This window comes from Calditrichota bacterium (genome assembly GCA_013151735.1).
GTDB lineage: Bacteria > Zhuqueibacterota > JdFR-76 > JdFR-76 > BMS3Abin05 > BMS3Abin05.
Window position 1 is genome coordinate 1 of the sequence record JAADHR010000074.1, and the last position, 10,905, is coordinate 10,905.

A 10,905-nucleotide genomic window follows, 5' to 3' on the forward strand; every position below is an offset into this window, starting at 1 on the left:
TTTCCTAAAAAGGGCGGACGACCCTTTTTAACGGTAACAGGCTCCGACGGGTCTTACACATTCACTAATCTGCATTCGGGCCGGTATTTTGTTATGGCCTGGGCGCGCGGGTTTGTGGGGGAATTCTACAACGACGTTCGAAATTGGAAAAAGGCAACTCCCGTTTCTGTCGTTTCTCCGGACATCACCCCGGACATCACCTTCGGACTGGCTCCCGTTACCGAAGGCGCCTACACGATCGCCGGAAAAATTATGAGTCGTTCAGGCCAGCATCCACTTGATCATGTTTTTGTGTATGCCCGCGGACCCATGGGAACGGCTGGATTTGCCGTTACGGATGAAAACGGCCTCTATGCCATTGTGAATCTGCCCGCCGGACACTACCGAATTTTTGGAATTCGCCCGGGGTATTGGCAGGGCGCCGATGGCGATACCACGACAAGTGACTCTCTTGACGCGACCGTTGGATCCGGAGAAAGCTACGACAACGCCAACATTACAATGTCTGAAGTATCACTAACCGGTGTGGATGACGCAGGAAATGGCGTGCTTCCTTCACGGTACGTCCTGAATCAGAATTATCCCAATCCATTTAATCCGGAAACCACGATTTCTTACGCGATTCCGAAGAGTGGGTGGGTAACGGTTAATGTTTACAATTTACTGGGACAAAAGATTGTCACCCTTGAAAATTCACACCGGGCGGCCGGTGTGTACACCCTGCACTGGAACGGCCGGGACGCCTTTGGAGAACAGGTTTCCTCGGGTATTTATCTCGTCCAAATTCAGGTTAAGGACAAGCAGGGTGTGGCCTTTCAACGTGTGAAAAAAATGACGCTTATGAAATAATAGGGAACGTGGGACGCCCTTCGTGTAGAAGGGCGTCCCGATTTTTGTTGATTTGATGCCCGATTTTTCGTAATTTAATTCGAAACTTAGGGGTTTTAATTATCAAATACTAAGGAAAACGAGAGCGATCTCCTTTTCCGTAAAAAAGAACCGGTGCGTAACATGTTAGAGTTTAACTCCCCAACATCCCCGAAAACACTTAGACCAACACATTGGAATAGGGGAGAGCCTTTCTTAAAAACGGCTCCCTGCTTCAAAGGTGTTGTGATTGTGCTCATGCTCTTGGGGATGTTTTTTCTTCCTCCGGCCGGTCACGCTCAGAGCCCGGAACCCGCAAATTTGCAGCAGTTGTTCCAGGAGCTGGATCAAAAAATTGCCACACTCGAAAACGTTTCCGCCCAATTCCACAACCAAAAGCTTACTCAGAGCATTCAAACTATTAGAGAACACCGGCGAAAGGCTGTGGAGTTTTCCCGTAAAAAGCAATATCGCCTGGCCAGGCAAGAGCTAAGATTGGCCCTGAGACTCAGCGATACCGTTCTCAAAAAATCGATGGTGGCCATCGTGAGAAATTACCAGGCTCCTCTGGAAGAAATGCGGCGTCGGGCGGAGAATCAGATTCACAGACGCTACAATGCGGATGCTGACCGGCTGCTAAAACGCGCCAAACAGGTGCACCGGAATGCCGTCCGGGCGTTCCAAAGCAGAAATTTTGCCAAAGCCACGGAACTCTACAAGGTTGAGAAGTCCCTTCTGGAAAATTGTTTAAAAATATTGGAACAAAATGCCCCCGAAAAATATGCCCGTATTCAATCCGATCGCCAGAACTTTTTGGAATTGAAGCGCCAGGCAGAGAAGTCGCTCCAGGGAACCCGGGGAACCCTTTCTGCCAGCCTTTACAATCAGGCAATGGATCAGGCCAGAAAAGCCGAGCAGGCCTATAAAAAGGGTGATCTGAAAAAGGCCAATTTGTATTACCAGTGGTCAACGCGGCTTTTACTCCGGGTTATCAATCTCACGGAGGGCGGGAACTATGCCCTTTCTCAGCAGGCAAAAGATAATCTCCAATTAACCCGGCAGGTGCTCAAGGGAATGATCCAGGAATACTCCGGGCAGATGAAGCCGATGACCCGAAAATTGCTGGAGCAGGTCCAGAAATTGCTAATCGATGCCCAAATGGATTATGACCGAAAGAATTATTCTTCGGCCATTCAAAAAACCGATGTGGCCCGCAAGATTTTGTCCAGGCTTCAGTCCAGCCCGATTCAAAAAAACGGGAGCTACCAGGCGCAGTTAAAGGAAAATATCAGGGCGCTCCGGCAGCTATTGGAGTCCATCCCAAAAGATGGAAATCAAAGTACGAGAGGACAAACCCTTCTAAAACTCTCGAATGAGTTTTTGGGAAAAAGCCAGAGGGAATTATCGAAAGGAAATTACAAAACCAGCGCGGCTTTCCTTCTGGTTGCCAATCGGCTGGCCCTTCAATTCAAACGAATGGCTCAGAACCTCGCTGCAGGTTCTTCTGTTTCGGAGGCCGCAGTTCGGTCAAAATATAAAAATTTTCAAACAAAAATGAATCTGTTGAGTTCCCGGGATTTCGGCTCAAATTCCACAAAACAGCTTTTTCTCACGATTCTAAAGGGTCTTCAGAAGAAAATCGAACGGGCGATTCAAGACCAAAATTGGGCAGAAGCAAATGAATACCTGGTGGTTGCCGAATCCATTCTCAGGCAATTTTGAATCTGCTAAGATTTTCCTGATGGAAATAAAAACGTTGGGATCGCAAATCGGTTGAAGAATCACTCAAAATTTTTGGTAATCAGACGGCTCCGTCTGGCGTGCGCGGTTTTCCTTCTTTTGCTCACCGGGAATAATTTGCAGGCGCAGAGGGTGGAATCCTCCGATCAAACGGATTCCCTGTCCCAAAAGACCGTTCTGCAGCTGGATTACCTTCAGCTGAAACTTCAAACATTATCCGTCCAGGATAGTTCCCTTCGTCAGGAAGTCACCCTTTTCGAAAAATTATTTGTCCGTGCACTGCAGACAGGCGATTTCGGGCTGGCTGAATTCTATCTTTCCTCGGCAAAGGAACTGCTCAGAAATTCAAAGGGCATGCCGGCAGCTTCTGAAAAATCGGCGGTTGCCGAAGAAAAACCGGCACAAGATTCCCAACCGGCCGCAACCGAAAACACATTCTATGTGACCACAGGAATGGATGTATCCCGACAGGACTTTGAGATTGTGTACAGCGGACAGGACAGCAATTTGCTGGATGCCGTCAATAATCCTATTGCAGCCATTGGCACGGAGGGAAATCGGGAGTTTCCGGACCGGATTTCCCTGCACTGGAATGGCATCTTTAAGTACAGCCCCGATTATTGGTTAACCACACTTCATGGAACCGCTGAAAAATCCTTTCAAAACAATCAAACCGCCCAATTTTGGATGGATGCGGAAAGGATGGCTTACAGCCGTGATATTCAGCTAAAATATTCCCAGATGTATTCGGGATTTCGGTGGCAGGGTACGTTGGCTTCCCGATTCACGGGTTTTGTGTCCGATGAATTTCTACGCCGGCGTTACGATCGTCAGGATGAAAATTTTCCGGATTACTGGAGAAATCAATTTTGGGCCGGGCTTGGTTTTAATCCGGGATTCCTGACCCATGTACAAGTCTCCGCCCAATTGGAAGACCGCCGCCACGACATTTTTCACGAATGGGATTACACAAACCGGACATTCTCTGCCAGTACCCATTACATGACCATTCGACAAACGCGAGTTTCGTTACAGGTGGATCGGCGGGTGTTGACCTACCCAAATGCGTCCAGCGATTCGACTTTTTACCTTGGGAGCTACCGCGATTGGTACGTGAATCTTCAGGCAGGGCAGGGGATAACGCCCTGGTTGGGTCTTGAAACAACGGCTGAATTTACCGACCGAAAGTACAAAAAACACCTGACCTATCTTCAGGATTTTGACTACCTCTCGATAATTCCGGCAATAAAGTTTACACTGAGTTCCTCTTTTAGTTTTCAAATCGGCTATCTGAATGTTCGAAAAAAATATCGTTTTCCTGTTCAGACTGAATCCTTTGCACCCGTTGTGAATTACACCGTCAGCGGTCTCACCCTCTCGCTGGACTTTTTTAACAGGCACAATTTTCTTGTGTCCGGGTCGATCAGTTATGAGCTGCGCCGTTACGACGATTCGGGTCGCGCCACCGCCCAGGGTTTCAACTTTTATACGGACCAAAATGAAACGACGGCCATGCTATTTTTATCCTGGCAGTTTTTGGAGAGCTGGGAAATAAATGTGATTGCCCATCGGGATGCGGCAATTGATCAGGAGCTAAAACATAATAATTCCCGTCTTTCACTCTTTACTGTGGAATTAAAGCGAGGCTTTTAAAATGCCCTTCCTTTTGTGCCATGATATTCGCTTTGGGAAATTCCGCCCGTATTTTCGTTGACTTTTTTAATTGTTCTTATTATTTTATTAAAATTCCATTCCGGTCGTACGCACAAATTGAGATTGGCGTAGGGCACTTATAACCGTAACGATCGCCATTCAGACGTTTTTAAGAATGGATAAAGATATCCTAATTTCCCGGATTCATTCAAAGGATACATCCATGAATTCCACTCAGGATCTGTTAAAGAATCTCCCTTCGATTGACACATTGTTGCACGAACAAATCGCAAAAAACTGGCTGGATATATATGATAGATCTTTCATTACCAAATTATTACGTGATTCCGTTCATGGATTTCGCGAAAAACTACAAGCCACCGGCTCACCAACCATAGAATTGGAGCATTTAACGGATTCCATTCTTGAGGAAGCAAAATCCCGCTTGGACTCGTTCTTCGATTCGAGGCTCAAACGTGTTGTAAACGGGACAGGCGTTATTTTACACACCAATCTTGGCCGGGCTCCATTAGCCCCGGAGGTCTCGAAGAAATTTGGAGAACTCACTGAGAATTATTGCAGTGTCGAATTTAATTTAGAAACAGGTAAAAGAGGTGAGCGGACTTCCATTGTTGAACACTTGATTACGGAATTATCCGGTGCAGAATCGGCGGCTGTTGTTAACAATAATGCGGCGGCTGTTCTTCTCACACTCAATTCAATAGCCGACGGAAAAGAGGTCATTATCTCTCGCGGCCAGCTTATCGAAATCGGAGGTGCTTTTCGAATCCCGGAAGTTATGGCCCAAAGCGGGGCCAAAATGGTTGAGATTGGAACCACCAATAAAACCCATTTGCGTGATTATGAACATGCCATAACCGATCAAACAGGGGCCATTATGGTGGCCCATCCCTCCAATTATCGTGTGCTTGGTTTTACGCAAGACGTGCCCATGGAAAAACTGGTACCGCTGGCCAGGACACACGGAATTCCGATTATTTATGATCTGGGGGGAGGGGTGTTTATCGATCTGGAAAAATACGGTTTACCCCATGAACCGGTCGTTTCTCGTAATATTAAACGTGGTGTGGATGTTGTGACGTTTAGCGGAGACAAAATTCTCGGAGGCCCGCAGGCAGGAATTATTGCGGGTAAAAGGATCTATCTTCAAAAGATTCGAAAAAATCACCTTTTACGGGCACTCCGTCTGGATAAACTTATTCTGGCTGCCCTCGAGGAAACTCTGAAACTGTATTTTCAAAAGGATTTCGTTCAAAAAGTGCCTTCCCTTCGGATGCTGACCGAACCCCTCTCCGCTCAAAAGCAACGAGCCGAAACCCTTCTCAGCAGTCTTTCCAATGAAGTGTTTGAGTCAGGTTCTTTCGATATTGTTATTGGAAGCTCCCAGGTGGGCAGTGGCGCGATTCCTCTGGAAGAACTTAAGAGTTTCGTTTTGGGAATATCACATATTCGTTTGACTCCCAATGAATTGGCAAAATCTTTTCGAGAATATTCTCCGCCAATTATTGGCTATATTAGAGATGAAAAATTTTACCTGAATATGCGGACGATCCGGGATTCCGAGTGTCCCATTCTAAAAGAGGCCATTGAATCGATTTTCTTGAGGCAGACATGACAAACCGACACATCATTATTGGAACGGCCGGTCATATCGATCATGGCAAGAGTACGCTGGTAAAAGCGCTTACCGGAATGGATCCCGACCGGCTTGCCGAGGAAAAGGAACGGGGGCTCACCATCGACATCGGTTTTGCCTTTTACGGAGATCGGGCGGCGTTCATTGACGTTCCGGGACACGAGAAATTTATTAAAAATATGGTTGCGGGTGTCACAACGATTGACATGGCCATTCTGTTGGTTGCCGCGGATGATGGCGTGATGCCCCAGACGCGCGAGCATCTGGATATTCTGAATATTTTGGGCATCCCAAGAGGATTTGTTGTGATCACGAAAGTGGATCTGGTTGATGAGGAGTGGATTGAACTTGTAGAGGAAGATGTTAAAAACCTCGTTAAAGGAACATTTTTGGAAGAAGCCCCCATCCTAAAGTTCTCCGCTGTTACAAATGAGGGGCTGGACGATATTAAAAAAACTCTCGATGAGTTTTTGGCCGTTCCGCCCCCGAAAAGGGACCGCGGATTTTTTTGGATGCCTATTGACCGCTCCTTCACCATTCGCGGTTTTGGAACCGTTGTAACCGGTTCGGTTCTTTCAGGACGACTGAGGGCAGGGGAGACGGTTGAAATTCTGCCTCACAGACGCCTTTTAAAAGTCAGGGGACTCCAAAAACACGAGCACCCGGCGGAAGAAGTAGAAATCGGAGACCGCGCCGCTGTTAACCTTGCCGGAATTGCAAAGGATGAAATTGAACGCGGAAATGTTCTGGCGTCTCCGCATTACGGAATTCCCACGAAAAGAATTGATGCCAAATTTCAGCTCCTGAAGAATGCTCCCAAAGAATTGGCCAATCAGACACGCGTTCGCTTTCATGTGGGTACCAGTGAAATATTTGCCCGTATTCGACTTCTAAATTCAGATGTTTTGTACCCGGGACAATCGGATTATTGCCAATTATTTTTCGAGCAGGAAATTGCCCTGAACCGGCTGGATCGGTTTGTGGTTCGTCAATATTCACCGCAGGTTACGATTGGCGGCGGGATTGTTTTGGATAGTCATCCACGGCTTCGGCACAAACGATTTTCCGAGCCTGTTTTACGACATCTTCAAAAATTAGAGTCTTCTGATCCCAAAGAAGTCTTGATGGAATTTATTCAAATGTATCGATTTCCAAGGATCCTTGAAGAAATTGCTTACGGTGCCGGCATGGATTTTTCACAGACACAGCAAATGATACGTCTGTTGGAGAAGGAAAACAAAATTCAACAGATTCACGTCGGTACAAAAGATTACATTCTCTCAAATGAAACGATAGACTATTACTCAAAGCGAATTCCGGAACTCATTGAGTATTATCATAAAACTCATCCCATTGAACCGGGAATCCCCAAAGCCGAACTGCACCATAAATTTAATGCTGCGCTCGAGGATTCCGTGTTTCAGACTATTCTTGCTCACTTGGAGCAAAAGGACCTCCTCGTAGTCGACAATGACCGGGTTCGTTTAAAAAGCTTTTTATGGGATTTGGATTCTCAGTTATCCCAAAAATATGAGGCCTTTTTATCCAAACTGACAAAGGATGCCTTCCAGACGATGCGGCCTGAGGAATATGCCCAATTCTTATCCATTCAAGAAAATACCCTGAATAATCTGATTCAATATGGAAAGAAAAAAGGGCAACTTATTGTGTTACCCGGGAATATAGTATTTTCCTACAGATGCGTAGAGGAGGCGAAGAAGCGATTGTTGGCCTATTTTGAGACCCATTCGGAAATCAGACTTTCTGACTTCAGAAATTTATTGAATACCACAAGAAAATTTGCGTTGCCATTGATGGAATACTTTGATGCTCAAGAGGTTACGGAACGAATAGGAGACGTCCGTGTACCTGGAGTGAATTTAAAAAAGTGAGGACATTCATGTTGGATACAGAATTATCCGGAAAGGCGGCCATTGTAACCGGCGCCAGTAGCGGAATTGGCCGGGCAACCAGTTTGGCGTTTGCACGGGAGGGCGCACGTGTGGCCCTGGTTTCCAGAAATGAGGAAAAATTGTCGGAAGTTGCTGATACGATTCGGGAAAGTGGGGGAGAGGCGGTTGTAGTTCCTGTTGATGTCACCAGCACGGATGCATTAAAAAAGGCATTCGAAAAAATCATGACTCATTTTTCGGGACAATTGGATATTTTGGTTAATGCGGCCGGAATTATTGCATCCGGTACGATCGAAAACACAACCCTGGATGACTGGGATAAAATGTTCGCTATTAATGTGCGGTCCGTTTTTTACTTGAGTCAATTGGCCGTGCCTTTTCTTAAGAAAACCAAAGGGAGCATTCTAAATGTGTCAAGTGTTACGGGACTTCGGGCCTTTCCAAATGTTTTGGCCTATGCGGCGAGTAAGGCCGCGGTTGATCAATTGACGCGCTCAGCAGCCCTGGAATTGGCGCCGGTGGGAATACGGGTGAATGCCGTTAATCCCGGTGTTGTTGTAACGGAACTTCACAAACGAGGGGGCATGGACGACGAAGCCTATCAAAATTTCCTGGAGCATTCCAAAACAACCCATCCACTGGGTCGCGTAGGCAAACCGGAAGAAGTGGCCGATCTTATCCTGTTTTTAGTATCGCCACGTGCCGCCTGGATTACAGGTGTTACGTACAGCATTGATGGCGGCCGGGCACAGACATGTTTTCGTTAAAAAAGGCCGGATGAGTTTGAAATGGAAAAACGTTTTTTAGTCAAATTTTAAAAAGAGCAGGGATCAAACAGGAGGGTACCATGAGAAAAACAGCAATTGGTTTGGTGATGTTAACGGATGAAAGAAATCATGTTCATGTGCAAACGGATGCACAAAATATGGAAGTCGTCAAAAACTGGGCAAAAATCATTCAGGAAAAAAGTAAACCGCGCGACGGCGAAAATTATGAGGTTGTTATTGGAAATGAAATTGTTCACGATGTCCGAACCGGACAGAAAGTCGGCAAGCAATTTTCTCAGGCAGACGTCAAACAAATTATTTTTGTGTACAATGTGTGGAATTTCCCGTTTTTGGTATGGCCCGTTTTGAATAGCCTGGGAAGGGACGTTCCCATTCTAAGTCTTTCCAATAACAATGGAAAATATCCCGGAAATGTGGGACTTCTGGCAACCGATGGTGCACTGAGACAGGCCGGTTTCCGGACGCACCGAATTGTGGGTGACGCGGATGATCCGAAAACACAAAAACGTGTGGTCGATTGGATTCGCGCCAGTCAAGCAGCTACCACGATTAAGAATGAGGTTTTCGGCGTTTACGGAGGACACTCCATGGGAATGGAAACGGGCTTTCCCCACTTGACGCCCACACTGAAGGCGTTTGGAACAACCATTCGTCAGATTGACCAGTTGTGGCTGCTCAAACAAATGGAACGTGTCGACGAAAATGAAGTCGAAAAGGGTCTGAATTGGTTTGAAAATCTCCTGGGTGATCGCCTAAAATACGATGGTAAAATGTTGACTCCGGAAACATTGAAAACGCAAATTCGCCTCTATTTGGCTATGGAACAGGTAAATCAGGAAAAGGGATTTGACTTTTGCGGTCTGAAGGGGCAGCGCGAATTGACCGAGTATGTCTGCCTCGGTGATGTGGCCGAAATGCTTATGAATGATCCTTATGATTGGCGGGGACCCAAAGAACCAACCGTTTGTGCCACAGAAGCCGACACCTATGCGGCCATGACCATGCAGATCCTCAAATATGTGAGTGGGGGCTACCCAACGCTATTTATGGATGTGCGATTGTATCATCCCGACCGGGATCTGTGGGATTTTTGCAATTCCGGAAATCACTCCAGCTATTATGCCAAAAGAAGCTGGCAGGCTGAGGAGAATTTTCAAAAAATTACCTTTCATCCGGCTCTGGAATTCTATTTTAAAGCAGGAGGGGCCTCTGTTGAATTTGACGCCGATCCGGGTCCATTGACATTTGCACGCCTGGGATTATGGGATGAAAAGCCCTTTATGGTGATTGTTGACGGCACGGTTGAAAATCTGGATGCGGAAACACGCAAAATGCTGAATGAACAAACCGATCCAACCTGGCCCCACGTTCATGCGAAACTGAATTGTAGTTTTGAAGAGTTTGTTAAGCTTTTCCCGTGCAATCATATTTTGGCCGTTGAGGGAGATTATGTGGACGCGCTTATCAATTTCTGTGAAATTACCGGAATCACGCCCGTGGTAATGGGTGACCGGGCAAAGGATCGCATCCAGCCCATCTGGGAACAGGTGAGATAAAAATGAAAATTTTTTATTGTTTTACTCGCTAAAAAATATTATATTAATTAAAATTTAATAAGTGATAGTGTTGCGCCAGTGGCTCAATTGGATAGAGCGTCGGCCTCCGGAGCCGAAGGTTGGGGGTTCGATTCCCTCCTGGCGCACTTTTTATATCTGCTCGTTTTGACTACTGACCTGAAACGGAATGGGAACATGCGATTATCGAAAGCGTTTATTCCAACACTTAAGGAAACTCCTTCAGAAGCAACGATTAAGAGTCATCAGCTCATGCTACGTGCCGGGCTCATCCGAATGCTTTCAGCCGGCATTTATTCCTATTTGCCGCTGGGCTGGAAGATCATGAAAAAAGCCATGGACATTATTCGGGAAGAAATGGATGCCATTGGCGGGCAAGAATTTTACTTGCCGGCCTTGAATCCGGTTGAAATCTGGCAGGAAACAGGACGCGCAAGCGACTTTGGTGACGAGATGTTTCATCTTAAAGATCGCAAACGCCATGAAATGGTTCTGGCTCCGACCCATGAAGAAATCATCTGCGCCAATGCCCGCGGCGAAATTCGATCCTATAAAGAACTCCCTCAGATTTGGTACCAGATTCAAAACAAATTCAGGGACGAACCGCGGCCTCGTTCCGGTGTACTCCGGGCGCGCCAATTCATCATGAAGGACTCGTACAGCCTCGATTACAATCAGGAGGGTCTGGACAGAAGCTATGAGCTGCACAAAGA

At 46.5% G+C, this 10,905-nt stretch carries 8 protein-coding genes and 1 tRNA gene; all 9 read left to right on the forward strand.

Annotation, left to right across the window (positions count from 1 at the left end):
* Positions 1-849 (forward strand): T9SS type A sorting domain-containing protein (locus GXO76_05280; protein NOY77264.1); only part of this gene is annotated, 849 nt, incomplete at its 5' end.
* Between the two features lie 270 nt (positions 850-1,119).
* Complete coding sequence (locus GXO76_05285) at positions 1,120-2,589, forward strand: hypothetical protein (GenBank protein ID NOY77265.1); 1,470 nt, start codon at positions 1,120-1,122, stop codon at positions 2,587-2,589.
* 72 nt (positions 2,590-2,661) lie between these two features.
* Complete coding sequence (locus tag GXO76_05290; GenBank protein NOY77266.1) at positions 2,662-4,260, forward strand: hypothetical protein; 1,599 nt, start codon at positions 2,662-2,664, stop codon at positions 4,258-4,260.
* Positions 4,261-4,483: 223 nt separating this feature from the next.
* The gene (locus GXO76_05295) at positions 4,484-5,896 is read left to right on the forward strand and encodes an L-seryl-tRNA(Sec) selenium transferase (protein NOY77267.1); all 1,413 of its coding nucleotides are present in this window, start codon (positions 4,484-4,486) and stop codon (positions 5,894-5,896) included.
* Positions 5,893-7,809, forward strand: coding sequence for a selenocysteine-specific translation elongation factor (selB, locus tag GXO76_05300; protein NOY77268.1), 1,917 nt, complete (start codon positions 5,893-5,895; stop codon positions 7,807-7,809). The genes GXO76_05295 and selB overlap by 4 nt, the downstream gene beginning before the upstream one ends.
* Before the next feature lie 8 nt (positions 7,810-7,817).
* On the forward strand, positions 7,818-8,597 hold the full coding sequence (locus GXO76_05305) for a glucose 1-dehydrogenase (GenBank protein ID NOY77269.1): 780 nt from the start codon (positions 7,818-7,820) through the stop codon (positions 8,595-8,597).
* 80 nt (positions 8,598-8,677) lie between these two features.
* Positions 8,678-10,174: a fucose isomerase gene (locus tag GXO76_05310; protein ID NOY77270.1), complete on the forward strand. Its 1,497-nt coding sequence runs from the start codon at positions 8,678-8,680 to the stop codon at positions 10,172-10,174.
* A 72-nt stretch (positions 10,175-10,246) separates the two neighbouring features.
* A tRNA-Arg gene (locus tag GXO76_05315) sits at positions 10,247-10,320 on the forward strand.
* A 49-nt stretch (positions 10,321-10,369) separates the two neighbouring features.
* The coding region (locus tag GXO76_05320; GenBank protein NOY77271.1) for a proline--tRNA ligase at positions 10,370-10,905 on the forward strand (536 nt) is incomplete at its 3' end.

What these genes read in the sequence shown, in the direction of transcription:
- GXO76_05310 (NOY77270.1), top strand. Translation starts at nt 8,678, where the DNA reads ATGAGAAAAACAGCAATTGGTTTGGTGATGTTAACGGATGAAAGAAAT.
- GXO76_05295 (NOY77267.1), top strand. Translation starts at nt 4,484, where the DNA reads ATGAATTCCACTCAGGATCTGTTAAAGAATCTCCCTTCGATTGACACA.
- GXO76_05305 (NOY77269.1), top strand. Translation starts at nt 7,818, where the DNA reads ATGTTGGATACAGAATTATCCGGAAAGGCGGCCATTGTAACCGGCGCC.
- selB (NOY77268.1), top strand. Translation starts at nt 5,893, where the DNA reads ATGACAAACCGACACATCATTATTGGAACGGCCGGTCATATCGATCAT.